Raw genomic sequence first — 26,985 nt, 5'->3', positions numbered from 1 at the left:
ACGCACCGAGCGAGGGGTGAACCTGGCCACGCCCACCCCGAACAGGGGGCGCTTTTCGATGCCTACAGACCCACCGCGGCCGGCCTTCGGAATTCCGCCAACGCCGGATGCGGCGACGAGAGGTGGCTACGGGTGCGGGCCGGTGGCCCCTGAGAGAGGCGGCCTCCGAGGGCGGGGACGGGGCCGCACAGACACATGCTGGTGGTCATGCTGCCCGGGCGCCTGCCAAGTACCTGTTCCCGGCAGGCCAGTCGTGACCGGTGAGCGCCAGGCGTGCGGGACTCTCCGACTACATCGGCAGGCGGCCCGTGCTCGCCGCCGCGCTGATCGTCGAGGCCGCGTCCATGGCCGTGTTCCTCATCGCCGACACCATTGGGCTGCTGCTGGTGGCGCGCATCCTGCAGGGGCTGGGGATGGGTGCGGCGATGGGGGCCATCACCGCCGGGCTGGTGGATCTGCAGCCGTCACCCACGTCACGCCTCGCCTCGGTGCTGAACAGCGCCGCCCCGGCCGCCGGGCTGGCCCTCGGGGCGCTGGGCACCGGACTGCTGGTGCAGTACGCCCCCGCCCCCACGACACTGGTCTTCGTGCTGCTCATCGCCGCCTTCCTGGTGCTGACCGCGGCGGTGTTCCTCCTGCCCGAGCCGGTCACGCCCCGGCCGGGCGCCTGGGCCTCGCTGCGGCCGCAACTGGCCGTGCCGTCCCAGGTGCGCCGGGCCTTCCTGGTGACCACGCCCTGCCTCATCGCCACCTGGGCGATCACTGGGTTCTACCTCTCGCTCGGCCCCTCGCTGGCCGTAGGGGTCCTGCACATCGGCAGCCATCTGGTCGGTGCCCTGGCGCTGGCCACGTTCTACAGCGCGGGAACCGTCGCCTCACTGCTGGGGCGCAACCTGGCGCCGCAGCGGGTGATGGCCGCCGGGTGCGTGGCCCTCGCCGCGGGGACCGCTCTGACCCTGCTCGCCCTCGTCGGACCCTCGACGCCGCTGTTCTTCCTCGGAACCGCCCTCGCCGGCGTCGGCTGGGGCAGCTCCCTCCTGGGCTCCTTCGGCTCGCTTGCGGCACTGGCCTGTCCCACCGAACGGGCGAAGCTGTTCGCCTCCGTCTACGTCGTCAGCTACCTCGCCTTCAGCCTCCCCGCCGTGGTGGCCGGGCTCGCCATCCCGTCTCTCGGCCTGCGCGTCACGACGATGTGGTACGGCGCCATGGTGATTGTGCTGGCACTGCTGGCGGTCGCCGGAGCCGCCGTCCGCAGGCGCGCAGCCAGGCCCTTGGCGGCACTGGCCTCTTCCGAGGCCCTGGACACCGTCAGCCCTTCCCACCCGGACGCGGCCAAGGCCGCCCGGAGCCAGTAGGGCGCAGCGCCCGGTCCGTCGAGGACCTGGTCGCGACCCGTGGCAGCCCCGCCCCCGGGACCAAAGGAGGGCCACGGCTATGCGCTCGCGTGCAGATGCCGCCATACCTTCCAGACCCCGTGGACTGAACCGCTCCGGGTTTGCCAGAGGCTCTGATGTGCCCCGGGTCTGGTGGAGTCATCTTGCTGGACAGATGATGCTCCAGACTCAAGGAGGCTTCTGTGCCCCGTAGTTACCCGGCTGAGTTCCGGCGCAAGGTCCTCGATCTCGTCGGAGCCGGCCGGCCGATCCGGCAGATTGCTCACGACCTCGGCGTCAGCGAGCAGACGATTTATGTCTGGCGTCGTCAGCGCCTCATCGACACGGGTCGACTGCCTGGGCCGACCAGCGAGGACCAGGCCGAGCTGGTGGTAGCCCGACGACGGATCGCCGAACTGGAGGCGGAACTGGCCGTCCACCGCCGGGCAGCCGAGCTCATAGGCAAGGTGATGCCCCCAAAGGACACTTCGAGGCCGTCGCGGTGATGGCCGGCGAGGGCATGTCCGTGCAGACGGCGACGAGAGTGCTCAACGTCTCCGAGTCCGGCTACTACGCCTGCGCTCCCGTCCACCCTCACCTCGTTCCCTGCGGCACTCGGGGCTGACCGAGGCCATCACCACCATCCACACCGCCTCGCACGGCTCCTACGGGATCCGCCGCGTCCACGCAGAGCTCCAGCTCGGGCACGGCATTTCCATCAGCCACGGCACCGTCATGCCGCTCATGCAGCGGGCCGGTCTCAAGGGCCTGCCCGGCAACCGCCGCCGACGGCCGCGGCACGACACCCCCACAGCCGCCGACCTGGTCGACCGGAACTTCGCCAGAACCTCCCCAGACAAGCTGTGGGTCACCGACATCACCGAGCACCCCACCCGGGAGGGCAAGGTGTACTGCGCGGTCGTCCTGGACACCTACTCGCGCCGGGTGGTCGGCTGGTCCATCGACTCCACCCAGACCTCCGCCCTCGTCACCAGCGCCCTGAATATGGCGATCAGCAATCGCCGGCCGACTGCTGGGACGGTGATCCACTCCGACCACGGAGTCCAGTTCACGTCCTGGGCCTTCACCGAACGGGCCCGGGCCTCCGGCCTGGTCCCCTCGATGGGCACGATCGGCGACTGCTACGACAACACCATGATCGAATCGTTCCGGGGCGGGATGCAGACCGAGTTGCTCAACCGCCGTCGAGGGCGCACCCGCCTGGAACTGGCCAACGCGATCTTCGAATACCTCGAGATCTTCCACAACCGGCAACGTCGACACTCCGCACTCGGCATGCTCACACCCATCGACTTCGAACTCAGGACAACCCCGGAGCGGTTCAGGTATTTCCAGGTTGCCTGGAGCGCAACGAAGCCTCCAGGCAACCCGTTTCAGGCTCTAGAAGAAGCCGAGCTTCTGGGGGCTGTAAGAACAAAGAATGTTCTTCGTCTGCTGGTAGTGATCCAGCATCATCTTGTGCGTCTCGCGGCCGATCCCGGACTGCTTGTAGCCGCCGAAAGCAGCGTGTGCCGGGTAGGCGTGGTAGCAGTTGGTCCACACGCGACCCGCCTGGATCGCGCGGCCCGCGCGGTAGGCCGTGGTGGCGTCCCGGGTCCAGACGCCCGCGCCGAGGCCGTACAGCGTGTCGTTGGCGATCTTGATGGCGTCGTCGAAGTCGGCGAAGGAGGCCACCGAGACGACCGGGCCGAAGATCTCCTCCTGGAAGATCCGCATGCGGTTGTCGCCCTCGAAGATGGTCGGCTGGACGTAGTAGCCGCCCTTCAGCTCGCCGTCGTACTCGATGCGTTCACCGCCGGTGAGGACCTTGGCGCCCTCCTGCCGGCCGATGTCCAGGTAGGAGAGGATCTTCTCCAGCTGGTCGTTGGAGGCCTGGGCGCCGATCATGGTGTCGGTGTCGAGCGGGTGCCCCGGCTTGATCCGCTCGGTGCGTTCGACCGCCGCCTGGAGGAACTCCGTGTAGTGGCCGCGCTGGATCAGCGCGCGGGACGGGCACGTGCAGACCTCCCCCTGGTTGAGCGCGAACATGGTGAAGCCCTCGAGCGCCTTGTCCCGGAAGTCGTCGTCGTGCGCCCACACGTCGTCGAAGAAGAGGTTCGGCGATTTGCCGCCGAGCTCCAGGGTGACCGGCTTGATGTTCTCGGAGGCGTACTGCATGATCAGCCGCCCGGTCGTGGTCTCTCCGGTGAACGCGACCTTCGCCACGCGCGGGCTCGACGCCAACGGCTTGCCCGCCTCCACGCCGAAACCGTTGACGATGTTCAGCACTCCGGGCGGCAGCAGGTCCGCGATCAGACCGACCCAGTAGTGGATGGAGGCCGGGGTCTGCTCGGCCGGCTTGAGGACGACGGCGTTGCCCGCGGCGAGCGCCGGAGCCAGCTTCCATGCCGCCATCAGGATCGGGAAGTTCCACGGGATGATCTGCGCCACGACCCCGAGCGGCTCATGGAAGTGGTAGGCCACCGTGTCGTCGTCGATCTGGCTCAGCGACCCCTCCTGCGCCCGGATGGCCCCGGCGAAGTAGCGGAAGTGGTCGATCGCGAGCGGGATGTCGGCCGCCAGCGTCTCCCGCACCGGCTTGCCGTTCTCCCAGCTCTCCGCCACGGCGAGGGCTTCGAGGTTGGCCTGCATGCGGTCGGCGATCTTCAGCAGGATGTCGCTGCGCTCGGCCGCCGACGCACGGCCCCACGCGGGCGCGGCCTCGTGCGCCGCGTCCAGCGCGCGCTCGACATCCTCCGCGGTGCCCCGCGCGATCTCCGTGAACGGCTGTCCGTTGACCGGCGACGGATTCTCGAAGTACTGCCCGCGCAGCGGCGGCACGTACTCGCCGCCGATGAAGTGGTCGTAGCGCGCCTGGTAGGAGACGATCGCGCCTTCGGTGCCCGGCGCCGCGTAACGAGTCATGCTGGTCTGCCTCCCGGTGCAGCGCTGCCCGCCGTTGGGCAGCTGTCGGCGCGAGGCTAGACGCGCGGACGTTGCAACCACGTTGCGCCGCGGCCGTGTCCCGACGTCCCGCCGGAGGGGGCCGTCAGCTCGGCCTCCAGCGAGGCGAGCCGGGCTCGCACCGGCGCCGTGGGCCGCACCGCTGCGAGCGCGCGCCACACCTCGAGATCGTCCTCGCCCCAGGGCGCGTGCGCCCAGTCCGCCAGCAGATCCGGGTCGTGGTGCGCGACGAGTGCCGTCCGCAGCTCTCCGGTGAGCCGCTCCCGCAGTCGTACGATCGCCGGTGCCTGCGATCCCGGCAGCAGCGGACCGGCGTACGTCTTCGCCGCCGCCGTGACCGCCCCCGCCCGCAGGCGCCGCTCCACCACGGTCACGTCCGACTCGACCGCGGCCGTGAGCCGGTACGGCCGCGAGGCGAGCAGTCCGGGTCCCAACAGCCTGCGCAGCCGGGCGAGTTCGGCTCGCAGAGTGACCGGTGTCACCGACTCGTCCGCGTACAGCGCGCACAGCAGCTCGTCACCGCTCAGCCCCTCGGGATGCCGCGCGAGAAGCACGAGTATCTCGCTGTGCCGGCGGCTGAGCCGGATCCGGTTGCCGTCCAGGACGAGTTCGGCCTCGTCCCGGCCGAGCGCGCCGAGCAGCGGCGTGTCCGGGGTGCTAGGCGGCGCGAGCAGCGCGAGCTGTGCCTCCGCGGCCCGCGCCACCGCCTGGACGAACCCGAGGCTGTGCGGGTGTGCCAGTCCGTCCCCGCCGGTGATGTCCACGGCGCCCAGGACCCGGCCGGTGCGAGGATCGTGCACCGGGGCCGCCGCGCACGTCCACGGTTGTACCCGGCGTATGAAGTGCTCCGCGGCGAACACCTGCACCGGCCGGTCCACGGCGACCGCGGTTCCCGGGGCGTTGGTGCCGACCGCGCTCTCAGCCCAGCGTGCCCCCGGTACGAAGTTCATTCCGTCCGCGCGGCGCCGGGTCGCCGGATGCCCCTCGACCCACAGCAGCCTGCCGTGCGCGTCGCACACCGCCAGCAGATGCTCGCCGTCGGCGGCGAACGTGCCCATCAGCTCCCGGAACAGCGGCATCACCCGGGCGAGCGGATGGTCCGCCCGGTAGGCACCGAGGTCGCCGTCGGTGAGCTCCACGCTCGCGGTGCCGTCGGGACCGACTCCGGCCCGCGCGCTGCGCCGCCACGACTCCGCCACCACCGACCGCACCGGGCCCGGCATCGTGCCAGCCGTAGTGAACGTCTCGTGTGCCCGGCGCAGCACACGGACCCGCTCGGCGGGGTCGGCCCCCGCCTCCAGGGCCACCCACGGATCGGTCACGACGCCCTCCTCCCCGGACGGTGAAACGGCGATGCCGGTCCTGCGACCATCGTCTTCCGGCTAGGCGAAGTTGACCAGTCTCACGTAGCGGACCCAGTCCCAGTTCGGGCCCGGGTCCGTGTGATCGGTTCCGGGCACCTGGTAGTGGCCGATGATGTGCTCCCTGTCCTTGGGGATGCCGTACGTGTCGCAGATCGCCGCCGTGAGCTTCGCCGACTCCTCGTAGAGGGCGTCGGTGAAATACGAGGGCTGGTCCACCCACCCTTCGTGCTCGATGCCGATGCTGCGGGTGTTGTAGTCCCAGTTGCCCGCGTGCCAGGCGATGTCCGCCTCGTGCACGCACTGGGCGACGCGGCCGTCCGCTGATCGGACCAGATAATGCGCGGACACCTTCTTCTGCGGGTTGGCGAAGATCGCCAGCGTCTTCGCGTACGTCTCCTGAGTGACGTGGATGATCACTCGGTCGATGAGGTAACCGGCGGGGCGGTCGGACGCGGTGTAGTTGGACGGGCTCGCCGGTTGCCATTCGGCGGGCGGGTAGTCGACGGCCTCGGGCCGCGCACCGGCTCGTGGGTCGGGGAGCAGCGTATAGGGGACGGCGGCGAGTGCCGCTCCCTGCAGCAGCCGTCGCCTGCTCAGGCGCGGCGTGGCCGGGCTCGCCGGCTCTCTTCGCCGCGCGGGGACGGTCGGGTCCATGTCCATCGGCGGGTTGCCTTTCGGGAGTGTGGGGGGCGTCAGAGTTCAAGCAGCGTCCGGCGGAGGGGGCCCCGGAGTTCTGCGGCGCCCGGAGGTCGTGGGGTGCCCCGGAGTCATTAGGCCCTTCGCGGTTGGATGTCCGGGTTGTGCCGCCTTCGGAGTTGTGGGGCGTCGGGGTCGTGTCGGGTGCCGGGGATGCCGGAGCCCAGGGTGTGGGGCACCCACCGGGGACCCGCTCGGCGTCAGTTCCGCAGGGCTCGCGCGGTTTCCCGCAGCCGCGCGTGAACCCCGCGGTACGTCTCACGTGCCGGCAGCCACGCCTTGCGGAGTTTGGCCACGCACGTGTAGTTCGTGTCGCACACGTTGGCCAACGGGGATTCGACCGCCTGGGTTGCGAATTGGTACGCGTCCGGCTCACTGAACCCGTAGTCGCGGGCCAGCCACTGCACCAGGTCGAGTTGCGATATCCGGAACGCGTCCTCCAGCGGGCGGGCCGAGCCGGTGGAGATGATGTGCGTGTCCGACTCCAGCCGCGGCCACGGCGTGGCGACCCCCTTCAGCAGGTCCACGACGACGACCGTGTTCATGGCGCATTCCACGGCCACCCCGCAGGTCTCGCCCTCGCCCTGCCGGGCGTGCCCGTCGCCGAGGCTGAGCAGGGCGCCCTCGACGTTGACACCCAGGTAGCAGGTGACGCCGGCCCGCATCTCAGGGGTGTCCATGTTCCCGCCGTGCGCGACGGGGACCAGGGCCGAGCGCACCTCCAGGTTGGCGGGGGCCACGCCCACCGTGCCGTGCATGGGGTCCATGGGCAGCTCCAGTTCGATGGCGCTGTCCTGCGCCTGGAACAGGGCGGTGCGCCGCGCACGGTCCAGCTGCCAGATCCAGACGCGTTCCCGCAGCGGCGGTTGCAGCGTGGCCGTGGTGTGCGTGGAGGTGAGCGCGCCGAAGAGCGGGACGGTGGTGGACGCGGCCCAGTCGCGGGCCGGTTCGATGGACACGAAGTGCACGGCCACGGTGTCGCCGGGCTCGGCGCCCTCGATGTGGAAGGGGCCGGTCTGCGGATTGAGGAACGGGAACTCGCAGACCTCGGAGACAAGGTCCTTCTCCGAGCGCACCCGGCCGGCGAAGCAGTCCTCCGTGTACAGGTCGAGCACCGTGCCGGGCGCGATCCGGGCCACCGGCGGGGCACCGCCGAACGTCCAGGCGTACTCGCCCGGTTCCGGGCGCACGGTGAGGATCCGGGGGTCGGTCATCGTGGAGGTGGTCCCTTCTGGACGGGGCGGTCGGGCGACCGGGCTTGCGCGGGTGCGGGTTCTGAGGCGCCGGGTCGCGGCAGGGATTTCACATGACATCGGCAGGTCGGCGGGGGTGACCGTGTGCAAGAGCGGGCGGCCGGGCGGATCTGCGGGAAGTTCCCGGCAGTTCGCCGGCAGCTCAGCGGGGCACGGTCCCGTCCCGCCGGTGGTCGGCGAGGTCGTACGTCTCGAGGTGCACCCGCGCCGTCTCGGCTATGCGCTCGGGGTGACGCCGTATCAGCAGGAGCACCACCACCACACCCACCGCCGTCCAGACACCGACGATCGGGCCGGCGTAGGACACCGGGGCCGTCAGTTCGGTGACGAAGTCGAAGGCCGGGAGGCCGGCGGCCGTCAGCAGGGCGGGGACGAAGGCCGCGATGCCGAGCACCGGGAACAGCAGATGCCGTACCGGCTTCAGGACGGCCCGGCCGGCCCGGAGGCAGTAGCCGGCACAGGCGAGGTTCACGACGATGTAGACCCCGGCGACGACCGTGACGATCACGGTGGCGAGCAGCAGGAACCCGGTCACGGGGTCGTAACCGAAACCGAGTCCCAGGACCGCCCCTACCGCCACCAGGGTCTGCAGGGCGATACCGGCCACGGGCGAGCGGTTCCGGGGGGGGAGCGTGGCGAGCAGGCGGGGCAGGACCCGGATACGGGCCAGGGCGAAGGCCGTACGGGTCGAGACGTTGGCACACGCGTTGGCGTTGGCGATCGTGGAGTTGATCACCGCCAGGAAGACGAACACCCAGAAGAGGCCGAAGGCGGACCGGGCCACGCCGTCCCAGGAGGCCGCGCCCGAGGCGCCGAACTTCGCGAAGCGGTCCGGGCCGAAGTAGACGGTCATCGCGTAGGTCGTGATCACGTAGAACAGGCCGATGCCCAGAGCCGCTCCGAGGACCGCGCGGTGCATCGTGCGCCGGGGATCGCGCGTCTCCTCGGCGAGCGGTGCCGCCGCCTCGAACCCCGCGAACGCCAGGACCGTGTACACGGATCCGGCGAACACGCCACTGATTCCGGCGTAACCGTCGGCGGTGTGCGAAGTACCGAAGACCGACAGGGTGTTTGCGCTGCCCACCTTGCCGATGAGCAGGAACGCGAACACCAGGAAGACGAGGATCTCGAAGATGCCGAGGACCGTGCCGAACCGGGCCGAGGCGCTGACGCCCAGGTAACCGGCCACGGCGATCACCCCGGCACCGGCCAGGGACCACGGCCACCACAGGTCCGCCGGATACGAGGGCCATTCCTCGTGCAGCGTGCCCGCTGCCGTGAACCCCAGCTGCAGGAGCAGCAGGGGTGGGACCAGCATCTCCACGAAGACGTAACCCCAGCCGACGAGAAAGCCGACGGCGGGGTGCAGCCCCCGCGCCGCATACGTGGCCACCGAGCCGGCGGCCGGCAGTTCCCGGGCGAGCTCCGCCACGCAGGACGCGGTGAACAGGCAGGACACCAGGGCGATCAGCACCGCCAGCGGCAGACTGCCGCCCACGAAGGCGGCACCGGCCGGAATCGACGCGGCCACCGCGGCGGCCGGAGCCATCGCCGTGACGCTCTGGAACAGCACCTCGCGCAATCCGACGGCGTCGCGCCGCAGCGCCCCGGTCGTCTCCTCGTGCATGTCCGTCCCCCGATGCCTGTCAGCCAGCTGCCACCCGGCGCGTGTGAAATACCGTCAATCCTCCTGCACAGGCCGAGACTGGCCGCTCGTCGACCGGTGCCTCGCGTGAATCACGGTACGGGGCGGGCAGGTTGGGCAGAAGAGCGCACACCGGTTCTGTGGAGAAGCACCCGCTTGTGGAAAACTCGGCCACCCCACCGGGTGAACACCGGCCGTCTCCGGACCTCTTCAGGCCGGCCTCAGCACACGGGCAGATCCCCCCGGAGGTACGCCACGCCGCCGTCAGGCACCGCCGTGTGCAAGGCTCTGAGTGTGGCAGGCCGCGCGGTGAGCCGCAGACCGTCCGGCTCGTCGAGCGAGAACAGTCCATGTCGGTCGTGCTCCGCACTCAGCCGCACCCGGCCGGCGTCGTGAGGGTGCCGCCGTCGAAGAAGCAGCCGAGTACCGGACCGCTGCCGAGCACGTCCACCCGGTGGTCGATGCCGACCAGGACCGGCTCCGGGCCGATCGCGATGCCGGTCTCCTCGCGCATCTCCCGCCGCGCCGCAGCCCAGGGGTCCTCACCGTGGTCCAGCATGCCCCCGGCAACCACCACGACCCGGAGTTCGGGTTGCCCGTACCGTAGCGGAGCAGCAGGACTCGGGCCCGCCGGTCGAGCATCAGCACGCACGAGGCGAGCAGTGCCTGTGGCGGTGTCCTGACCCGTTCCGCTCGCGGCACCCGGTCCCTCGCTCGACCTCCGCTCACGGCCCACGGGGATGTCAGGATCGTTCCGCCACGACCGCCGGGTCGTCCAGTACGCGTCGGACGACGGAATGCGCCGCGCCCAGCAGGGGTCCCTCCGGGCCCAGTCGGGACACCGTCACCGGGCAGGGCGGCCCCGCCGTGCGGCTCGTCAGCTCCGTCTCCAGCGACGGCAGCAGCCAGGGGGAGAGGCCGGCCAGGGCGCCGCCGAGAACCACCGTCTCGGGGTCGAGGAGGTTCACCGCACCGGTCAGGGCGATGCCGAGAGCCGTACCGGCGTCCCGCAGGGCCGCCCGCACCCTGTCGTCACCCTGCTCGGCGCGGTCGGCGAGCAGGCCCACCAGGTCCTCGCCCTGCTCCAGCCCCGCCGCGCGCAGCACCGCCTCCTCGCCCGCGTACTGCTCCAGACAGCCGCGGCCGCCGCACGGGCAGGGCGGCCCGTCCGGCCATACCGGCACATGGCCCAGCTCGCCCGCGAAGCCGCGGATGCCGCGCAGCAGGCCACCGTCCACGACGACCGCGGCACCGATGCCGATCTCGGCCGACACATGCAGGAAGTCGCGCGGGGTGCCGTCGCCGAGCCACAACTCCGCGAGCGCACCGAAGTTGGCCTCGTTGTCCACGGTCAGCGGCCACTCGCCGGGCAGCAGGGCGCCGAGGCCGGTGTCGTGCCAGTCGAGGTTCGGAGCGCGCACGACGGTACGGCCGTCCCGTGCCACGAGTCCGGGCACGGCGACCGCGAGCCCCGCGGGCCACAGCGCCTGCTGCTCCGCCTCCGCGACGACGCGGCGCACCAGCTCGGTCAGTTCCTCCCCCACGCGGGCGGGGGCCCGGCCCCGGTTCGCTCCGTGCCGCGCGGCCCGCGCGCGGACCTCGCCGCGCAGGTCGACCACGCAGACCGCGAGGTGGTCGACGCCGATCTCCGCGCCGATCCCGGCCGGACCGCGGCCGCTCACGGCGAGCGCCGACCCCGGCCGGCCCACCCGGCCCGGCCGCTCCGGGCCCAGCTCCTCCAGCAGACCCCACCGGATCAGCTCGTCCACCAGCGTCGACACGGCCGCGCGCGTCAGCCCGATGCGTGAGGCGACCGCGGCCCGTGACAGCGATCCCTCGACGCTGACGGCGTGCATCACGCGGGCCAGGTTGCGCCGGCGCATGCCCTGCTGGGTGTCCGGCAGGGCGCGCCCGCCGCCCTGTGGGCGCGCCTCGTGCAGCGGTGCGGTCATGCCTGAAGTCAGTCCTCGATGTCTGTCGCCCGGTCTCAGTGCGGCGTGCTCTCCGTCCCCCGCTCCAGCAGTGGGGCCGCGTCGGAGAGTACCCCGGTGATCCGCTGCAGCGTCTCCCGGTCCTGCTCCACGGCGTCCAGCACCGGACCGGCGGCCGTGTTCCAGCGGCGGGCCACCGCGCCCGGGTCCTCGCCGGTCAGCAGCCCGGCGGCCTGAGCCGCGGCCCCGAGCGCCACCAGCTCCCTGGCCTCCGGAACCTGGACCGGCCGCCCCGACAGCCGCCGTACCGTCTGCTGCCAGGCCGTTCCCCGCGCTCCGCCGCCGATCAGGAGCAGCGGGGTGCTGCGGTCCGCGTCCTCGTCCAGGACCAGGTCGAGCGCGCCGAGCAGCGCGTGCACGGCACCGTCGTACGCGGCCTGCAGCAGTTGCCCGGCGGTCGTGTCATGGCGCAGGCCGTGCAGCAGACCGGTGGCGTTCGGCAGGTTGGGGGTGCGCTCGCCGTCCAGGTACGGCAGCAGGGTCACCGAGCCCCCGGGATCCACCGCCTCGCGGTCCAGGCCCAGCAGCGCCGCGACGCGGTCCACGGCGAGCGTGCAGTTCAGGGTGCAGGCCAGGGGCAGCCAGTCCCCGTGCGCGTCGGCGAACCCCGCCACCGTGCCGGTCGGATCGGCCGGGCGGCGCCGGGAGACGGCGTACACCGTGCCGGATGTGCCGAGGCTGAGCACCGGGGTGCCGGGCCGCAGGCCGAGACCCAGCGCCGCCGCCGCATTGTCGCCGGTGCCGGGGGCGACCAGCGTGCCCTTGGAGAACGGCAGGTCGTGGCTGTCGCGTACGGTGCCGGCCACCTCTCCCGGCCGTACCACCCGGGGCAGCAGCGCCGGGTCGAGGCCGACGTGCGCGAGCGTCTCGGTGTCGTACGACTCCGTGCCGGACGCCCACCAGCCGGTTCCCGACGCATCCCCGCGGTCGGTCGTGCCCTGCCCGGTCAGGCGCTCGGTGAGGTAGTCGTGCGGGAGCCGTACCGCCTTGGTCGCGCGGACCGCCTCGGGCTCGTGCTCGGCCAGCCACGCCCACTTCGTGACCGTGAAGGACGCGCCGGGCACGCTGCCGGTGCGCTCCGCCCAGGCCTTGGGCCCGCCCAGTTCCTCCACCAGCCGGCGGGCCTGCGGCGCCGAGCGGACGTCGTTCCACAGCAGCGCCGGACGTACCGGCTCGCCGCGCTCGTCCAGGGTGACCAGGCCGTGCTGCTGACCGCCGATCGACACCGCCGCCGCCTCGTGCGCCGCCTCACCGCACTGGCTGAGCGCCTCGCACAGGGCGTCCCACCACTGACGCGGATCGCTCTCGCGTCCCGCCCCCGAGGACACGGTGTGCGGCGCCTGGCCGCTCGCCACCACCTGGCCGGTGGCCGCGTCGACGACCAGTGCCTTCGTGGACTGGGTGGATGTGTCCACGCCGACGACGAGCGGACCCTCGGCTGCTGACATCGGACTCTCCCTTTTCCGCGATCTTCGCGACTTTGCGGGACAAAGACATCTTGTCTCTTCCCAGCGGTGCGAGCGCATACTAATTTGTAAACAGCGATGACGAAATAGTCGTACGACAGCAAGGAGCGGCGGAATGAGCTACCAGCCCACCCCCGAGGACAGGTTCACCTTCGGCCTGTGGACCGTCGGCTGGCAGGGAAGGGACCCGTTCGGTGACGCGACCCGCCGAGCCCTCGACCCTGTCGAGACGGTGCAGCGCCTGGCCGAGCTCGGCGCCCACGGAGTGACCTTCCACGACGACGACCTGATCCCCTTCGGCTCCTCGGACACCGAGCGCGAGTCGCACATCAAGCGGTTCCGTCAGGCCCTGGACGCCACCGGCATGACCGTGCCGATGGCCACCACCAACCTGTTCACGCACCCGGTCTTCAAGGACGGCGCGTTCACCGCCAACGACCGCGACGTGCGCCGCTACGCGCTGCGCAAGACCATCCGCAACATCGACCTGGCGGTCGAACTGGGCGCCAGGACCTACGTCGCCTGGGGCGGCCGTGAGGGCGCGGAGTCCGGCGCGGCCAAGGACGTACGGGCCGCTCTGGACCGCATGAAGGAGGCCTTCGACCTGCTCGGCGAGTACGTCACCGCCCAGGGCTACGACATCCGGTTCGCCATCGAGCCCAAGCCGAACGAGCCTCGCGGGGACATCCTGCTGCCCACCGTCGGCCACGCGCTGGCCTTCATCGAGCGCCTGGAGCGCCCCGAGCTCTACGGCGTCAACCCGGAGGTCGGGCACGAGCAGATGGCCGGCCTGAACTTCCCGCACGGCATCGCGCAGGCGCTCTGGGCGGGCAAGCTGTTCCACATCGACCTCAACGGCCAGTCCGGCATCAAGTACGACCAGGACCTGCGTTTCGGCGCCGGCGACCTGCGAGCCGCGTTCTGGCTCGTCGACCTGCTGGAGAGCGCCGGTTACGACGGCCCGCGCCACTTCGACTTCAAGCCGCCGCGGACCGAGGACCTGGCCGGCGTGTGGGCCTCGGCGGCGGGCTGCATGCGCAACTACCTCATCCTGAAGGAGCGCGCCGCCGCCTTCCGTGCCGACCCGGAGGTTCAGGAAGCGCTGCGCTCCTCGCGCCTGGACCAGCTCGTACAGCCGACCGCGGCGGACGGGCTGCAGGGCCTGCTCGCGGACCGCGGCGCCTTCGAGGAGTTCGACGTCGAGGCCGCCGCCGCGCGCGGAATGGCCTTCGAGCGGCTCGACCAGCTCGCGATGGACCACTTGCTGGGCGCGCGAGGCTGAACGCGAGGAGGGCCGCGGCGCGGCGCAATGCCGCCGTCCCGGCCCTCCGTCAGCACGCCCGCACCGGGGTGGTCCGCAGGCGGCGCTGTCCCCGGATCCGGGCGAGTGCTGACTTGGTGATCCGGGACACTTCACAATCTGTTCGACTGGAGCCCGCCGGGAGCGAGCCCTGTCCACTAGGGGCGGGTCTCAGGGATGTCTCGGGGGCGGGATCCGGAACCGTGGGGAGCGGGGCGCCGTTCTCCCATCAGAGAGCGGCAGTGGCCGCGAAGGAGGCGACGCTCATGTCCAACAACGCGAAGATCGCCGTCGGTGGTGTGGCGATCGGACTGATCCTGCTGATCTGGCTGCCCTGGTGGGTGTCGTTCCTGATCGTGGTCGGTGTTCCGGTGGTGGCGTATGCGGCGCTGGACCCTTCGCAGCGGCGCAGGCTCCGCAGGATCACGCGCAAGGAGCTCGGGCGCTGAGGGGAGAGCGGACGCTCCCAGGCAGGAGCGTGGATGTGGCCGCGGGCCTGGGCGGCCACACAGGCGCGCGCCTGGCCTTCCTCTGAGGCCGCACCCGGCCGTGGCGGGCAGCGTCTGCGGTTGAGAGCTTCAGCGGAGCCGGTGGGCGGCCTGGAGCCTCGCACGGCGTGTGGCTCAGGCGGCGGGGTCGCGCGGCCCCGCATGGCCTGTGGCTGCCCCCGGCGGGTCGGCAGCGCCCCCGGTCGCCGGCCCCCCGAGGGCCGTGTGGTCGTCGTCCGGCCTCGGGGGTGGACGCCGGTGTCGTCCGGTCTCAGGGGCCGGATCCGGCGTCGTCCGTCTCGGGTGGCGGGTCCGGTGTCGTCCGGCCTCGGGGACCGGCGCCGACGCCGGCTGGTCTCAGGCGCCGTCCCTAGTGCCGTCCGTCCTGAGGTGCCGCCCGGTGCCGTCCGGTCTCAGGTGGGCCGCACGGTGATCCGTCTCAGGTGGCCCGAACGAATCGGTGTCGGACGGGCCTTACGGCCTCGGTGTCGGACGGGCCTTGCGGCCTCGGTGTCAGATGGGCCGCACGGCGATCTTGTCGAGTGCGTCCAGCAGGCCCGGGAGCTCAGGGCCCCGGCCCACCGGCAGGACCTCGCCCGGTTCGTCGTCGAGCAGGACGAAGGCGATGTCGTCGGTGCGGGCCACCATCGACCAGCCGGGGCCGTCCGCGCGCAACGTGCGGGCGTCGCCCGGGGCGAACGACGAGCGCACGCGGCCCAGCGGCGGCGGGGAGTCGACGTAGGCGCGCACCTCCGCGAGCACCCGCCTGACTCCGCGGTGGCCGCTCTGAGGCCCGTCCTGCCCGCCCTTCGGCGACTGCTCCCCGGCCGTCCCCCGCGCGTCCCGCTGTCCGTCCGGGGTCTGCCGGCCGTCCGGCGCGGAGAATTCCTCGTCGTTGATCTGCTGCCGCCACGTCGCCCACTGCAGCGCTATCTCGTCGGCACCCAGGCGGCGCTGGGCCGGTCCCCAGGAGCTGGTGTCCGGCGGGCTGAGCGCAGGCCGGTCCGCCACCTCGGGACCGGGGTCGTGGGGCGCCGGAACCCCGGGAGCGGCGACGGCGACCGCCAAGGGCCAGCCCGGCAGGGCGGCCACGACAGCGCGCTCGTCCGGCGACAGCTCGTACTCCATGCCGCAGTCCCAGGACGCGATCGCCACGGCGACCAGCGAGACGTCGTCGATCACGACCGTCCAGCGTGCGCCGTCGCCGTCCTGGCCCAGCACCAGGCCGTAGCCGTCGGCGAGCGGCGCGAGTCCCAGCGCCGCGCACGCCTCCGGATAGTCGTCGCCCAGGACGCTCGGAAACTGTGCCGGCGTCAGCAGCACCGCCGTCAGTACGTACAGCGCATCGTCCGCGGCGGCGACGGCCTCGTCGTCGATCCCCGCCATCCCTGCCTCCCAGTGGTTCGTCCAACGGCGCGCACCCTAGTGCGACGGGAAGCCGCTTGTCACGACTGCTCACACCACGCGGACCTGCAGGTTTCCGCCTGGACGGGGGCGAAACGACCGCGGTGGACCGAGGGTTTCCTCAGCCCTTGGGCAGTCCGAGCAGGATGCGGGCCACCGCGGCGGGCGATTCGTCACGCTCCCGGGCCAGAGCCACGACCGCCCGGCAGGCGAGTTCGCTCACCCCGAACGACAGCGCCTCCGGCGACACCCAGGCCGCCGCCTCCTCGATCCGGTCCTGATCGTCCTCCGCACGGGCCACCACATAGGCGGCCGCTGCCTCGAACAAGTTGTGTGCACGCGTGCCCCGGGCGCCCGCCGGCTGCGCGGGCGCGGAAGTGCGGAGTCTGGCGGCGTAGGTGCGTATCCGGCCGAACACAGGGACCACCCTCCCCGAACGGGGTCGTCGTCGATCGTTCATCTGCCGTTCTTCAAACTAGAGTTGGACTGTCCGTGGCAGAAGAGGGGCGACGGCGAGGCGGTCGCCGGCTGGGCGCCCGGCGCCGCTCCCGACCCGGTGCGCCACCGGCACACCTTCAGTGACGGGCGGCGTCCAGCGTCGCGAGGGTGTCGCGCAGCCAGGCGAGTTCGGCCCGGCTCGTGGCGCGTGCGATGGTGAGGACGCCGCGCCGGAAGGGGTCGTCCAGTTCCTCGGCGCGCAGCGGCCGGTCGCCGTCGTAGAAGAAGCTCGCCGGTTCCTCGAGGAAGGCCAGTCGGCGCCGCAGCACGGCCGCCTGGGCGGCGGGGTCCTCCAGATGCCGCAGGAACGCGAGCAGCGTGAACCAGTTGTTCTCGTCGGTGATCTCGCGCTGTGAGGGCTCGGCGAGCCGGCGCTTCAGCTCGCGTCCGCCCGCTTCCGTCAGCCTCAGCACATGGCGCGGTGCGGCCACGGCGCCGGGCTCGGTGGCCCGCACCAGCAGGCCCGCTTTCTCCAGTCGTTTGATCGCCGGGTACAGGGTGCTCTCGGCGACGGGCCGCACATGGCCGGTGAGGGCCGCGATGTGCCGGCGCAGGACGTAGCCGTGCAGCGGGGCGTCATGGAGGAATCCGAGGATGGCGAGTTCGAGCACGGCCGCATTGTCGCGTACGGCGCTGTACCTCGCCACCTCGATACTGCGCGTCTTCTATGCATCGGTGACGATGTATATTGCCGGGGGTCGAAGGAGACGGACGTCAGGGAGGGTGCGTCATGAAGCAGGCCGTGTTCGACGGTGAGGGCAGTCGGATCCGCTGGACCGAGGTGCCGGGGGAGGAGCCCGCGCGGGTGTATCTGCACGGTCTCGGCTCGATGTCGGCGGTCTATCACGCGCACATCGCGGCCCGGGCGGAACTCGCGGGTCGGCGCAGTCTCTTCGTGGATCTGCCGGGTCACGGGCTCAGTGACCGGCCGGGCACGTTCGGATACACGCTGGAGGAGCACGCCGACGCGGCGGCGGTCGCGCTGGACCAAGCCGGAGTCACTCTCGCCGAGTTGATCGCGCACAGCATGGGCGGCTCCGTGGCCATCGTGCTCGCCCACCGGCGCCCCGACCTCGTCTCCCGGCTGGTCCTCACGGAAGCCAACCTCGACGCTCCTCCGCGGCCGACGGCCGGCAGCAGCGGAATCGCCTCCTACGACGAGGACGACTTCGTCGCAGAGCAGCACGCGCGCGTGCTGGAGGCCGTCGGTCCGCTCTGGGCGGCCACCATGCGGCTGGCCGACCCGCGCGCCCTGCACCGCAGCGCCGTGGGGCTGCGCCAGGGCTCGAATCCGGTGATGCGCACGATCCTTGAGCAACTGTCCGTCGAGCGGGTCTATCTCCAGGGCGAGCGCAGCGGCGAACTGGCGGGCCGCAAGAGCCTGGAAGCCGCCGGGGTACGCGTCGTGACGGTGCCCGGCGCCGGGCACAACGTCATGTTCGACAACCCCGACGCCTTCGCGGCGGCCGTGGCCGGAACACACTGATCCGCCCGGCCCTCGGTGATGACGTTCAGTTCCCGCGTACCGCGAGCGTGAGGAAACGGGCGTCCTCGTCGACGTACGACGTCATGCTCCACCCCGAACGGGTCAGCAGCGGACGCAGGTTGACTTCGTCGCGCAGGTCGTCGGGGGTGATCTGCCGACCCTGACGCGCGGCCAGGGCCGCGCGCCCGATGGGATGGAACAGCGCGAGCATGCCGTCGGGCCGCACCACACGGGCCAGCTCCCGCAGGTTCTCCTGCGGGCGCGGCAGATGGGCGATCAGCCCGGCCGCGAACACGGCGTCCAGCGCCCCCGACCGCAGCGGCAGTGCGGCGACGTCCGTGAGCAGCAGCCGCGCGTCCCGGTCCCGGCCGGCCCGCACGGCGGCCTCGAGCATCGCGGGCGTCAGGTCGGCGCCCAGCACCACTCCGGACGGGCCCACGGCGGCCCGCAGCGGCGGCAGGGCGCGCCCCGTGCCGCAGCCCGCGTCCAGCACGCGGTCGCCCGACCGCAGCCCGAGACCGGCGACGGCGTCCGCGTACGCGGGGCCGTCGTCGGGGAACCGGCTGTCCCAGTCGGCCGCACGGGCGCTGAAGAACTCCTGCACATGTGTGTGGTCGTCGCTCATGCTCCGCATGGTTTCTCTGTTTCCTCACCGTCGTGGGGGATACGTAGGTGCACATGTTCGGGCCGGACTCGATCGTTCCGTCGCATTCGGGTGTCATATTCCAACAGCTTTCGAAATGCGCCCCCTCCGTGCGCCCGTGCCCCTCTAGCGTCCCTGGGCCATGGGACACCTGGACCACGCCGCCTTCGGCTGGCTGACCCCCGTGCTGTCGTACGTCATGGCCTGCACCGGCGCCGCACTCGGACTGCGCTGCACCGTGCGCGCGCTCGCCACCACCGGCCGCTCGCGCCGCAACTGGCTTGTCACCGCGGCCTCCGCCATCGGAACGGGCATCTGGACCATGCACTTCGTGGCCATGCTCGGCTTCCGTGTCAGCGGTACCGACATCCGGTACGACGTGCCGTTGACCATCCTCAGTCTCCTCGTCGCCATGGTCGTCGTCTGCGCCGGCGTCTTCGCCGTCGGATACAGCCGTGACCGTACCCGCGCGCTGCTTCTCGGCGGTCTGACCACCGGGCTGGGCGTCGCCAGCATGCACTACCTGGGCATGGCGGCGGTCCGGCTGCACGGCGACATCAGGTACGACCCCGTCCTCGTCGGAGTGTCGGTGCTGATCGCCGTCGTGGCGGCGACCGCGGCCCTGTGGGCCGGCCTCAACATCAAGTCGCCCCTCGCGGTCACCGTCGCCTCCCTCGTCATGGGAGCGGCCGTCAGCAGCATGCACTACACCGGGATGTTCGCGGTGAGCGTGCGTGTGGACCCCTCCGGCGAGGCCCTGCCCGGGGCCACGGCGATGCAGTTCATCTTCCCCCTCGCCGTCGGCCTCGGGTCCTACCTCTTCATCACCTCCGCGTTCGTCGCCCTCTCGCCCACGGCCGACGAGCGAGAGGCATCCGCCTCCGCCCAACGTCCCGTCGAAAACATCGCCCGTTAGCGCGAGCCCGGTCCGAGTGCCCCGACCCACGTCCCGAGCGAGGAGGCCATGCGCCCACCCCGTACCACTCCGAAGGCCGGCACCCCGGCGCCCCCGCCGCGCGGCCGCCGCGCGCACGCCGGACCGCCCGCGGACGAGGGTGCCGACCGCCCGCTCGGCACGCCACCGGCCAGGACAGGCACGACGGCAAGCCGCCGGCACCTGCGTCCCCGCACCGTGCGTGCCAAGGTGGTCAGCCTCCTGATGGTTCCCGTCGTCTCCCTGCTCGCCCTGTGGGCGTACGCCACCGTCAGCACCGCCCAGGACGTCGCCCGGCTGCGGCAGTCCCAGCAGGTCGACGCCGAACTGCGCACCCCCGTGGCGGCGGCCGTCACCGCCCTCCAGACCGAGCGCGCCGCGGCCGTGCGCCAAGCGACCGCACCGGGCGCGGGCGACGACAGCGACCTGCAGAGTCTGGCCGCACGCACCGACCGGGCCGTGGCCGCGCTGCGGCTCGGCGGCAACAGCACCGTCGCCGACGGGGAGGAACTGCCCGCCGGGGTCTCCGGGCGCCTCGAAGCCTTCGTCAGCGGAGCCGAGCACCTGCGCGCCCTGCGTACCGCCGTATTCGACCACAAGGCCGGATGGGACACGGTGTACACGCAGTACACGAAGACCATCGGCGCGGCCCTCGACGTGGACGGCGCCCTCACCGGCATCCAGCGGGCCGACGTGGGCTCCGACGCGCGCGTGCTGCTCGAATTCAGCCGCGCCGCCGAGGCCCTGGCCCAGGAGGACGCCCTCCTGGGCAGCGCGCGCACGGCCGGGCAACTGCAGGGCGAGCGGCTACGGCTGTTCGGCGCCGCCGTCGCCGCACGCCGTACACTCACCGACGTCGCCGTCGACGATCTGCCCGTTCACGAGCGCGCCGCCTGGCAGGACCTGGCCGGCAGCGGCTCCTACAGCGCCCTCGGTGCAGCGGAGGACAAGATCCTCGCCGCCGGACCCGGCGCCGGGCCGGCCGACACGGCACCGCAGGCCGGTTGGAACGCCGCCCACGCGCGCGTGCAGGACGGAATGCGGGGCATCGCCGCCGACACCGCACGAGCCGTCGCAGGCCGTGCCGACCCGTTCACGCGCGGCCTGCTCAGCCCCGCGGGCGCGGCCGTGCTCTTCGGTCTGGCCGCCGTCTTGGCCTCCCTCGTCATTTCCGTCCGCATCGGCCGCGGTCTCGTGATCGAGCTCGTGAGCCTACGCAACGACGCCCTGGAGATCGCCCGTCGCAAACTCCCCGAAGCGATGCGCCGGCTGCGCGCGGGGGAGGAGATCGACATCCAGGCGGAAGCGCCGGCCGGACCACCTTCCGAGGACGAGACCGGCCAGGTCTCGGAGGCGCTGACCACCGTCCACCGTGCCGCCCTGCGCGCCGCCGTGGAACGCGCCGAACTCGCCAGCGGAATCTCCGGCGTCTTCGTCAACCTGGCCCGCCGCAGCCAGGTACTGGTCCACCGCCAGCTCAGCCTGCTGGACAGCATGGAGCGCCGCTCGGAGGATCCCAACGAGCTGAGCGACCTCTTCCGCCTCGACCACCTCACCACGCGTATGCGGCGGCACGCCGAAAGCCTGATCATCCTCTCCGGTGCCGCACCCGGCCGGGCCTGGCGCATGCCGGTGTCGCTGACCAACGTCGTACGGGCCGCCGTGTCCGAAGTCGAGGACTACGCGCGTGTGGAGGTGCGCCAGCTCCCCGAGGCACATGTGATCGGCGCCGCCGTCGCCGACCTCACCCATCTGCTCGCCGAACTCGTCGAGAACGCCGCGCAGTTCTCACCTCCCCACACGCGCGTGCGCGTCACCGGCGAACCCGTCGGCAACGGATACGCCCTGGAGATCGAGGACCGAGGGCTCGGCATGGGGCCCGACACCCTCGCGGAGGCCAATCGCCGCATCGAACAGTCCGAGGCCCTGGACCTGTTCGACAGCGACCGGCTCGGACTCTTCGTGGTCAGCCGGCTCGCCGTCCGGCACGACGTCAAGGTGCATCTGCGGACCTCTCCTTACGGAGGCACCACCGCCGTCGTCCTGCTGCCCACCTCCCTGCTGCACGGCGGCGCGCCGGAACGCACCTTCCACCAGGGTGAGCAGGTCCGTTCCGAGCAGGAACGCGAGTACGCGCGCGTGCCGGGCACCAACCCGCACCAGAAGTCCGTCTCCACACGGTCGGACCGGGCCGCCCTCGCGGCCACCGCTCCCGGCCCGCACACCACCGCCGACGAGCCGAGCCCGCACCGAACCGTCGACGAAGCCCCGCCCCCCGGAGTCACCGCCTTGAGGCTGCACCGACCGCCGGACGACTCCGAGAGCTCGGACGACCTGCCGCGCCGCGTGCGCCAGGCGAGCCTCGCCCCGCAACTCCGTCAGCGGCGCCCCGAGGCGCCGTCGCCGCAGACCCCGCGGCCCGGCGACGAACGGCGTACCCCCGAACTCGTACGGGACCGTATGGCGGCCTACCGCGACGGCTGGGCGCGAGGCGGCGGCAGACTGCCCGGCCTCGGCGCCGCCCCGGAACCCGAAACGGGCAGTGACAGCAGCGAAGGAGACCCGGCATGATCCAGGATTCCAACACGAGGGCCGGTCAGCGCTCCGGCGAACTGGACTGGTTGCTCGACGACCTGGTGGTGCGCGTGCCCGAGGTGCGCCACGCCGTCGTGCTCTCCAACGACGGGCTGGCCGTCGGCGTCTCCAGCGGGCTTCCGCGCGAGGACGCCGAGCACCTCGCCGCCGTCGCCTCGGGCTTCAACAGTCTGGCCAAGGGGGCGGGACGGCACTTCGGAGCGGGCGGCGTGCGGCAGACCATGGTCGAGATGGACGACGCGTTCCTCTTCGTCGCCGCCGCCGGGGAGGGTTCATGCCTGGCCGTGCTCACGGCCGCCACCGCCGACATCGGACTGGTCGCCTACGAGATGGCGCGCCTGGTCAAGCGGGTCGGGGAGCACCTGTACACCGCGCCACGTGTCGGCGCACAGCCGCCCGCAGCCGGATGACCCCGCGAAGGCGGCGCAGATGACCGGGATCCAGAGCGGCGGGCCGTGGGAGCCGGGCAGTCAGTGGTACGACGGCGAGGCCGGACCACTGGTGCGCCCCTACGCGATGACGGGCGGGCGCACCCAGCCGGGCCCCACAGGGGTGCGTTTCGACCTGATCGCCCTCGTCACCCTCGACCCCGCGGCACCGACGCTCGACGAGGCCGCCCTGCTCGGCCCCGAACACCGGACTCTGATCGAGCTGTGCCGCGCCGAGACACAGTCCGTCGCCGAACTCGCGGCCGATGCCGATCTCCCCGTCGGTGTCGTCAGGGTGCTCCTCGGCGACCTCCTGGAACTCGGCTGTGTGGTCATCAGCCGGCCCGTGCCACCGGCACTCCTGCCCGACGAGCGGATCCTGCGCGAGGTCATCGAGGGATTGCGAGCGCTGTAGATGAACGTCGCGAAGCCACCGTACGCCGGGCGGCCCCCTCGGCGTAGGTGTCGCAGCCCGATCCGGACGCGTTCCGCCTCCGACCGGACGCGGGCCGGTCACATCAGGTGTATTTCGGTCCAACCGCCCGATGGAGCGAGTCCGTTGTCATGATGCTGACTTCACGCCCGCAGCGGACGGACGCCGACCGCAACCGGTCCTCCCGAGAGAAGTGATCATGGTCACCGAGCACTCCGACGCCGTCGGCGACACCTCCGCCCTGGCACTGAAGATACTGGTCGCCGGCGGGTTCGGCGTCGGCAAGACGACCCTTGTCGGCGCCGTCAGCGAGATCCGGCCGTTGCGCACCGAGGAACTCCTCAGCGAGGCCGGGCAGATGGTGGACGACACCGACGGAGTGGACCACAAGGTCACGACCACCGTCGCCATGGACTTCGGGCGCATCACCATCCGCTCTGGCCTGTCCCTGTACCTGTTCGGCACACCGGGCCAGGACCGCTTCTGGTTCCTGTGGGACGAGTTGTCCCAGGGCGCCCTCGGAGCCGTCGTCCTCGCGGACACCCGGCGCCTTGAGGACTGCTTCCCCGCCGTCGACTACTTCGAGCACCGGCACATCCCGTTCGTGGTGGCCGTCAACTGTTTCTCGGGCGCCCGCACCTACGGCGCCCACGACGTCTCCCGCGCCCTCGACCTCGACCGCGGCACCCCCGTGGTGCTGTGCGACGCACGGGACCGGGACTCCGGCAAGGAGGTCCTGATCCGGCTCGTCGAGTACGCCGGGCGGATGCACACCGCCCGGCTCCTGAACTCGGTCGGCTGACCACGTCGCTCAGGCCGACACGCCCTTGACCGTGATCACCTTGTCGATGGCGACGCGGACCAGCAGCTCGCCGGGAACGCCGTTGCGGGCGCCGTACTCCTCGGCGCGTTCCTCGCCCATGTACCGGGCGGCGATCCGGGTGGCCCAACGGCGCACCTCGTCCAGGTTCTCCGACAGCCGTGCGCGGCCGTTGAGCACCACGTAGTGGAACGGCGGCCGATCGTCGTCCACACACAGTGAGATCCGTCCGTCGCGGGCGAGATTGCGCCCCTTCACGGTGTCCCTGCCGGTGTTGAAGACCAGTTCGTCCCCGTCCAGCAAGAACCAGATCGGTGCCACATGAGGGCTCCCATCGGCACGAACGGTGGACAGCTTGCCGGTCCGGGTGCCGTGCGAGACGAAGGCCCGCCATTCGTCGTCGGTCATCTTCTGTGCCATGCCCCCATCCTGCTTGCCCGGACGCCGGTCGTGGGGAAGGCTGGCGGGGGTTCCTCCAGCCAGGGGGAGACATCACACGGGGAGACGGAGATGGCTCAGAACCCGGGGCTCGACTGGCTCCTGGATGATCTGACCGAGCGAGTGGACCATGTGCGGCACGCGCTGGTCCTGTCGAACGACGGGCTCGTCACGGGCGCGAGCACGGGCCTGCGCCGTGAGGACGCGGAGCATCTGGCCGCCGTGGCGTCCGGACTGCACAGCCTGGCCAAGGGATCGGGCCGCCACTTCGGGACCGGCGGGGTACGCCAGACCATGATCGAGTACGACGACGCCGTGCTGTTCGTGACCGCGGCCGGCACCGGCAGCTGTCTGTGCGTGCTCAGCGGCGCGGAGGCTGACATCGGCCAGATCGCCTACGAGATGACCCGGCTCGTCAACAGGGTCGGCGAACACCTCGGAGTGGATGCCAGGCAACCGGAGCGAGCCCCCAACACGGACGCTTGACCTGCGGGTTGTCCCCTCGCGCGAAGTTGTCCACAGGGTCGCCACGCACTGCGCCGCATTGGCTACGGTGTGTGCACGGCACGCGCATGGAGCGTGAGCCACCGACTCCACGGGGGAGTACGATCATGTCGGCAAGCACCTTCACCCTGCACCGTCCTGCCACCTGCACCCCGAGCCATGCCGCCCGTGAGCTGGGCCTCGAACGAGGCGAATTCGACCTCGCCGTGCATCTCGGCCACATCCGGACCGTGCCCGACGAGGGCGGGGGAGGACGCAGGGTGGAGCGCGCGGAGATCGACCGCCTTCGCGCGCAGGAGGACTACCCGGCCGCCCTGCAGGAGCGCGTGCGGGTGGTGGGCACGACCGAGGGCGCGGCACTGATGGAGATCCCGGCCGGCCGGTTCACCCGCCTCGCGCGCCTGGGACTGATCGTGCCGGTGAAGTGGTACCTGAACCGCTACCGAGCCGTGGTCTGGCTCTATCTGGCCGAAGACCTGCTGAACTTCACCTCCGACGCCAAGAACGCGCACCTGCTCAAGGGGCGTACGCCCGAGCACCTGCGCGGCCGCCTCGAGGCCGGGGTGGATCTGCGCGCCCGCAACTGGCGGGGACGCCATCTCGGGTTTCTGCTGCACCAGGCCGGGGAGCCGTGGGCCCGGGCAGGCGCCGTCGCCGCCTTCCTCTCACCCGTCGAGATCGCCGACGTGGTCAAGGATCCCCACGACCGTGCCTGTCTCAACCGGTTCCGACCTGCGCCATCCGGTCGGGGCGCTCCGGGATCGCCGGCCGCCCACCTCGCCGAGCGGATCGCGACCGCGCAGGATGCGGACGAAATCGAGTGGCTGCGCAGCGAACTGACCCAGGTGATCGCGGAGGCCCGCCTCCTCTCACCGGCCCCGCGTCCTGCCACCCGCCGCACCGCAGCGGGCCTGCGGGCGGTCGCACGGCCGATCCCGCCCATGGCCCGAACGGTCACACGGTCCGCGGAGCCCATGGTGCAGGCGGTCCCGGAGTCCGTCGGACGGCCGGCCGCTACGCCTGCAGCGGAGTCGCTGGGGGAGCAGCCGGAATCGGAGGGCGGGTCACCGGCGGGGGCGTCGGGGCCTCCCTGTGAACCCGTGCCCGTGCCCCTTCCGGTGCCGGTGCCGGAGCCGTCCGCGACGAACCACGGACGGCTGCCGGGGCTGCTCGAGCCGGAGTACGAGCACGCGATCCGCGCGTTCCAGTGGCACGGCACGCCGGTGGTGCGAACGCCTGCTCCCTCGCCGGCCCGCCGAAGTCACCGCCGGGGTGAACACACCGCGGTGCGGCCCCACCGCGGCCTGCGCGCGTGGCTCCGCAGGAGAAGCACCCGCAGCGCGCGGGCCTGAGCCACCTGGCCGCAGGCCCCCCCGTGTGCGCTCGCTACAGGGACCTGAACAGGCCCTCCTGCACGACCGAGACCAGCAGACGCCCCTGCAGGTCGTAGATGCGGCCACGAGCCAGGCCTCGACCGCCGGTGGCGATCGGCGACTCCTGGTCGTACAGGAACCACTCGTCCGCGCGGAACGGCCGGTGGAACCACATGGCGTGGTCCAGCGAGGCCATGTCGAAGTTCCGCGGGCCCCAGAGGGGTTCGACCGGGATGCGGACCGCGTCCAGGAGAGTCATGTCACTGGCGTAGGTCAGCGCGCACGTGTGCACCAGCGGGTCGTCACCGAGCGGACCGACCGCGCGCATCCACACGGCACTGCGCGGCTCGGCCCCGTCGATCTCGTCGGCGTTCCAGCGAAGCCGGTCGACATAACGGATGTCGAAGGGCTGGCGGCGCGCCATCCGCTCCAGTTGCTCCGGCAGGGCGCCCAGATGCTTGCGGATCTCCTCGGAGACCGTCGGCAGCGACTCCGGGTCAGGCACCTCGCGGGCCGGCGCCAACTGGTGCTCGAACGGTCCTTCCTCAGGTTTGTGAAAGGAGGCGGTCAGATTGAAGATCGTGCGGCCCTGTTGTACGGCGGTCACCCGGCGCGTGGTGAAGGACAGTCCGTCGCGGACCCGCTCGACCTGGTACACGATCGGCACACCGGGGCGGCCCGGGCGCAGGAAGTACGCGTGCAGCGAGTGCACCGGGCGGTCGCCGTCCGTGGTACGGCCGGCGGCGACCAGTGCCTGGCCCGCCACCTGGCCGCCGAAGACCCGCTGCAGGGACTCCTGCGGGCTCCGGCCACGGAAGATGTTGACCTCGATCTGCTCCAGGTCGAGCAGGTCGACCAGTCTCTCGGCCGGGTTCGTCGTCATCGGGGG

General features: G+C 71.8%; 25 protein-coding genes and 2 pseudogenes. 13 read left to right on the top strand and 14 right to left on the bottom strand.

Features of this window, described 5'->3' with window-relative positions; all coding sequences use genetic code 11:
* Positions 1–260: 260 nt before the first annotated feature.
* The 3 genes and pseudogenes from ABZ919_RS15420 to ABZ919_RS15410 form a co-directional block, all read left to right on the top strand.
* Positions 261–1,355 (top strand): MFS transporter, encoded by a 1,095-nt coding sequence (locus ABZ919_RS15420; protein WP_361247559.1) that lies wholly within the window; start codon positions 261–263, stop codon positions 1,353–1,355.
* Between the two features lie 221 nt (positions 1,356–1,576).
* Positions 1,577–1,879, top strand: a complete 303-nt coding sequence (locus ABZ919_RS15415) for a transposase (protein WP_361247557.1) — start codon at positions 1,577–1,579, stop codon at positions 1,877–1,879.
* Between the two features lie 70 nt (positions 1,880–1,949).
* Positions 1,950–2,681 (top strand): annotated as a pseudogene (locus ABZ919_RS15410) (IS3 family transposase); the annotation flags it as partial.
* A gap of 93 nt (positions 2,682–2,774) precedes the next feature.
* On the opposite strand, the gene adh reads toward ABZ919_RS15410, so the two are convergent.
* The 8 genes from adh to xylB form a co-directional block, all read right to left on the bottom strand.
* Positions 2,775–4,298 (bottom strand): aldehyde dehydrogenase, encoded by a 1,524-nt coding sequence (gene adh, locus ABZ919_RS15405; protein ID WP_361247556.1) that lies wholly within the window; start codon positions 4,296–4,298, stop codon positions 2,775–2,777.
* A gap of 56 nt (positions 4,299–4,354) precedes the next feature.
* Entirely contained in the window at positions 4,355–5,659 is a 1,305-nt protein-coding gene (locus ABZ919_RS15400) for a GAF domain-containing protein (protein WP_361247554.1), read from the bottom strand.
* A gap of 60 nt (positions 5,660–5,719) precedes the next feature.
* Positions 5,720–6,355: an N-acetylmuramoyl-L-alanine amidase gene (locus ABZ919_RS15395; protein WP_361247629.1), complete on the bottom strand. Its 636-nt coding sequence runs from the start codon at positions 6,353–6,355 to the stop codon at positions 5,720–5,722.
* Between the two features lie 242 nt (positions 6,356–6,597).
* Positions 6,598–7,611, bottom strand: a complete 1,014-nt coding sequence (locus tag ABZ919_RS15390) for an acetamidase/formamidase family protein (protein WP_361247552.1) — start codon at positions 7,609–7,611, stop codon at positions 6,598–6,600.
* A 181-nt stretch (positions 7,612–7,792) separates the two neighbouring features.
* The gene (locus ABZ919_RS15385) at positions 7,793–9,277 is read right to left on the bottom strand and encodes an APC family permease (RefSeq protein WP_361247550.1); all 1,485 of its coding nucleotides are present in this window, start codon (positions 9,275–9,277) and stop codon (positions 7,793–7,795) included.
* Between the two features lie 388 nt (positions 9,278–9,665).
* Positions 9,666–9,854 carry an NUDIX domain-containing protein gene (locus ABZ919_RS15380; RefSeq protein ID WP_361247549.1) on the bottom strand — a complete coding sequence of 63 codons (189 nt, stop codon included), beginning with the start codon at positions 9,852–9,854 and terminating at the stop codon, positions 9,666–9,668.
* Positions 9,855–10,038: 184 nt separating this feature from the next.
* Entirely contained in the window at positions 10,039–11,247 is a 1,209-nt protein-coding gene (locus tag ABZ919_RS15375; protein ID WP_361247547.1) for an ROK family transcriptional regulator, read from the bottom strand.
* A gap of 35 nt (positions 11,248–11,282) precedes the next feature.
* A complete protein-coding gene (xylB, locus tag ABZ919_RS15370) occupies positions 11,283–12,734 on the bottom strand; it encodes a xylulokinase (protein ID WP_361247545.1) in 1,452 nt (483 codons plus the stop codon).
* A gap of 133 nt (positions 12,735–12,867) precedes the next feature.
* On the opposite strand from xylB, the gene xylA reads away from it, so the two are divergent.
* Together xylA and ABZ919_RS15360 are read left to right on the top strand one after the other, a co-directional pair.
* Positions 12,868–14,034, top strand: a complete 1,167-nt coding sequence (gene xylA, locus ABZ919_RS15365; protein ID WP_361247543.1) for a xylose isomerase — start codon at positions 12,868–12,870, stop codon at positions 14,032–14,034.
* 284 nt (positions 14,035–14,318) lie between these two features.
* On the top strand, positions 14,319–14,501 hold the full coding sequence (locus tag ABZ919_RS15360) for a hypothetical protein (RefSeq protein WP_361247542.1): 183 nt from the start codon (positions 14,319–14,321) through the stop codon (positions 14,499–14,501).
* Between the two features lie 552 nt (positions 14,502–15,053).
* Here ABZ919_RS15360 and ABZ919_RS15355 read toward each other — a convergent pair.
* The 3 genes from ABZ919_RS15355 to ABZ919_RS15345 form a co-directional block, all read right to left on the bottom strand.
* Positions 15,054–15,926, bottom strand: coding sequence for a hypothetical protein (locus ABZ919_RS15355; protein WP_361247540.1), 873 nt, complete (start codon positions 15,924–15,926; stop codon positions 15,054–15,056).
* Between the two features lie 139 nt (positions 15,927–16,065).
* The gene (locus ABZ919_RS15350; RefSeq protein WP_361247538.1) at positions 16,066–16,362 is read right to left on the bottom strand and encodes a hypothetical protein; all 297 of its coding nucleotides are present in this window, start codon (positions 16,360–16,362) and stop codon (positions 16,066–16,068) included.
* A gap of 157 nt (positions 16,363–16,519) precedes the next feature.
* Positions 16,520–17,053 carry a PadR family transcriptional regulator gene (locus ABZ919_RS15345; protein ID WP_361247628.1) on the bottom strand — a complete coding sequence of 178 codons (534 nt, stop codon included), beginning with the start codon at positions 17,051–17,053 and terminating at the stop codon, positions 16,520–16,522.
* Positions 17,054–17,172: 119 nt separating this feature from the next.
* On the opposite strand from ABZ919_RS15345, the gene ABZ919_RS15340 reads away from it, so the two are divergent.
* A complete protein-coding gene (locus ABZ919_RS15340; protein WP_361247537.1) occupies positions 17,173–17,928 on the top strand; it encodes an alpha/beta hydrolase in 756 nt (251 codons plus the stop codon).
* Positions 17,929–17,953: 25 nt separating this feature from the next.
* Here ABZ919_RS15340 and ABZ919_RS15335 read toward each other — a convergent pair whose 3' ends face one another.
* Positions 17,954–18,553 carry a class I SAM-dependent methyltransferase gene (locus tag ABZ919_RS15335; protein ID WP_361247535.1) on the bottom strand — a complete coding sequence of 200 codons (600 nt, stop codon included), beginning with the start codon at positions 18,551–18,553 and terminating at the stop codon, positions 17,954–17,956.
* A gap of 160 nt (positions 18,554–18,713) precedes the next feature.
* Here ABZ919_RS15335 and ABZ919_RS15330 point away from each other — a divergent pair, with 160 nt between their 5' ends.
* From ABZ919_RS15330 to ABZ919_RS15310, 5 genes are all read left to right on the top strand, one after another.
* Positions 18,714–19,487, top strand: coding sequence for an MHYT domain-containing protein (locus tag ABZ919_RS15330; protein WP_361247533.1), 774 nt, complete (start codon positions 18,714–18,716; stop codon positions 19,485–19,487).
* 48 nt (positions 19,488–19,535) lie between these two features.
* Positions 19,536–22,076 carry a nitrate- and nitrite sensing domain-containing protein gene (locus tag ABZ919_RS15325; RefSeq protein ID WP_361247531.1) on the top strand — a complete coding sequence of 847 codons (2,541 nt, stop codon included), beginning with the start codon at positions 19,536–19,538 and terminating at the stop codon, positions 22,074–22,076.
* Positions 22,073–22,510 (top strand): roadblock/LC7 domain-containing protein, encoded by a 438-nt coding sequence (locus ABZ919_RS15320; protein ID WP_361247529.1) that lies wholly within the window; start codon positions 22,073–22,075, stop codon positions 22,508–22,510. Before ABZ919_RS15325 ends, ABZ919_RS15320 begins: the two co-directional genes overlap by 4 nt.
* Positions 22,511–22,529: 19 nt before the next feature.
* On the top strand, positions 22,530–22,943 hold the full coding sequence (locus ABZ919_RS15315) for a DUF742 domain-containing protein (protein WP_361247527.1): 414 nt from the start codon (positions 22,530–22,532) through the stop codon (positions 22,941–22,943).
* A gap of 217 nt (positions 22,944–23,160) precedes the next feature.
* On the top strand, positions 23,161–23,763 hold the full coding sequence (locus ABZ919_RS15310; protein ID WP_361247526.1) for an ATP/GTP-binding protein: 603 nt from the start codon (positions 23,161–23,163) through the stop codon (positions 23,761–23,763).
* A gap of 9 nt (positions 23,764–23,772) precedes the next feature.
* Here ABZ919_RS15310 and ABZ919_RS15305 read toward each other — a convergent pair whose 3' ends face one another.
* On the bottom strand, positions 23,773–24,201 hold the full coding sequence (locus tag ABZ919_RS15305) for a PPOX class F420-dependent oxidoreductase (protein WP_361247524.1): 429 nt from the start codon (positions 24,199–24,201) through the stop codon (positions 23,773–23,775).
* Between the two features lie 90 nt (positions 24,202–24,291).
* On the opposite strand from ABZ919_RS15305, the gene ABZ919_RS15300 reads away from it, so the two are divergent.
* On the top strand, positions 24,292–24,705 hold the full coding sequence (locus tag ABZ919_RS15300) for a roadblock/LC7 domain-containing protein (protein WP_361247522.1): 414 nt from the start codon (positions 24,292–24,294) through the stop codon (positions 24,703–24,705).
* 125 nt (positions 24,706–24,830) lie between these two features.
* Positions 24,831–25,616: pseudogene (locus ABZ919_RS15295) on the top strand (DUF6397 family protein); the annotation flags it as partial.
* A gap of 493 nt (positions 25,617–26,109) precedes the next feature.
* Here the strand turns inward: ABZ919_RS15295 and ABZ919_RS15290 are convergent.
* Positions 26,110–26,979, bottom strand: a complete 870-nt coding sequence (locus ABZ919_RS15290) for an acyl-CoA thioesterase II (RefSeq protein WP_361247520.1) — start codon at positions 26,977–26,979, stop codon at positions 26,110–26,112.
* Between the last annotated feature and the right edge of the window lie 6 nt (positions 26,980–26,985).

The organism is Streptomyces sp. NPDC046759 (genome assembly GCF_040645475.1).
GTDB lineage: Bacteria > Actinomycetota > Actinomycetes > Streptomycetales > Streptomycetaceae > Streptomyces.
Note: the sequence above shows the minus strand (reverse complement) of the source record. Positions and strands in the feature narration are given on the sequence as shown.